At 60.5% G+C, this 1,493-nt stretch carries 3 protein-coding genes; all 3 read right to left on the bottom strand.

The window, feature by feature from the left end; genetic code table 11:
- The coding region (locus HX873_RS31305; RefSeq protein WP_256349690.1) for a DUF2946 domain-containing protein at positions 1–366 on the bottom strand (366 nt) is incomplete at its 3' end.
- Positions 367–376: 10 nt separating this feature from the next.
- Positions 377–859 carry a copper chaperone PCu(A)C gene (locus HX873_RS31300; protein ID WP_003217354.1) on the bottom strand — a complete coding sequence of 161 codons (483 nt, stop codon included), beginning with the start codon at positions 857–859 and terminating at the stop codon, positions 377–379.
- Positions 860–905: 46 nt separating this feature from the next.
- Positions 906–1,301, bottom strand: coding sequence for a DUF2946 domain-containing protein (locus tag HX873_RS31295; protein ID WP_087693136.1), 396 nt, complete (start codon positions 1,299–1,301; stop codon positions 906–908).
- Between the last annotated feature and the right edge of the window lie 192 nt (positions 1,302–1,493).

The raw sequence follows: 1,493 nt of genomic DNA, 5'->3' as shown, positions 1-1,493 counted from the left end.
GCCCAGGCGTGGGGCGGGGGTCAGGGCGTTGGCGGGCGGCGGGCTGCCGAGGGTGACAAACGACACGCTGCCAGGCAGCGCCGGGCAACTGAAGAGCAGGCTGCAATAGCCGCACTTTTCCCAGAGCACGTGGTGTTCGTCGGGTGCTTTGTGGTGATCGGTCGCAGGCTTGGCGGCGCCATGGCAGCTCGGCGCGTCCATGGACATTTCCATCGACATGCCGGCGTGATGATCCATCGGCATCGCTTGGGAAATCAGCGGACCGATAAAGATCATCAGCATGGCGAACAGGCTGATCCAGCTGCCGCGCATAAGGCCTACAGGCTTACGGCGGTGCGGGGACAACCTGGCGCGTGGGGCGCCCATCAAGGTTTATCTATTGGGCGTGCATGTGTTCGTGGCCGGCCATGGGCGGCTGCTTCTGCACTGACACTTCCACCTTCACTGGCCCGGCCTTTTCAAAGTTCAGGGTCAGCGGAAAATGCTGGCCGTCGCGCAAAATGCTGCGGTCCTTCAGGTCCAGCAGCATCACGTGGTAGGCCATGGGCGCGAACGTCAGGTCACCTTTGGCCGGCACCGCGACGCTGGTCACTTGCTGCATCTTCATCAGATCGCCCTGCATCACATGCTCATGCAGTTCGGCCTTGGCGGCCACGGGCGTGTCGACGCTGAGCAAGCGATCCGCATGCTCGCCCTGGTTATGAATCACGAAATACGCCGCGACGGTCGGCGCATTGGGCGGCAGTTCCTGAGACCAGGGTTCGCTGACCACCAGTTCGCCGACCTTGAAGTCTTCGGCATTGGCAGCAGCACACACCGGCAGCAACAACGCAGCCAGAAGCAGGGAAGATTTGAGCATGGCAGTTCTCCAGAACGGTTCTAAACGCAGTTCACTTGCGAAGAAATCAGACCGTTGGAGAGGCGCGGGGGTTAAGGCTCGGCCATTGCTGGCGCGGGGTGGGGGATTGCAATGACGGCGGCGGCAGGTCTTGCACCGCGTCGAATCTTGCGAAATACAGTGTTGGTGAATGCCCCGGCAGCGCCACTAATGGCGCCGAGCCCGAGCAGCACCAGCAATGCTGCATGGTGGAGTGATCGTCCTGCTGCGGCGCCGGAATCTCCAGCTTGCCCAGGGCAATGGCCGTCAGCTTGTTGGCATTGGAGGAGCAGAAACCGCCCCAAAGCAGTTGCTTGACCGGGTCATCCGCCTGCTGCATCGCACCCGCCATCGGCATGGCAAACGCATTGAACAGCACTGCAAAGCAGGCGATCCAGGCAATTGCAAAGCGTTGACGGGCCATGGCGGACAATCCGTAGGGTTAAACGATCAGGTGGGTATTTAGCCTGATCGGGGAGGATAAGTAAAAAGGGGCGGTGTGGTTTGGTGTCGCAGTGCTGGGTTTGAGGATAGACGGGAATCAAGGATTTCCATTTTTTTCAAATGGGCCGCGATGTTCAGTGCGACAGCTGAATGCTGTGGGAGCTGGCTTGCC

This window comes from Pseudomonas sp. P7758 (assembly GCF_013386485.1).
Classification (GTDB): domain Bacteria; phylum Pseudomonadota; class Gammaproteobacteria; order Pseudomonadales; family Pseudomonadaceae; genus Aquipseudomonas.
The sequence above is the reverse complement of the archived record's forward strand: the minus strand, read 5'-3'. Positions and strand labels throughout refer to the sequence as shown.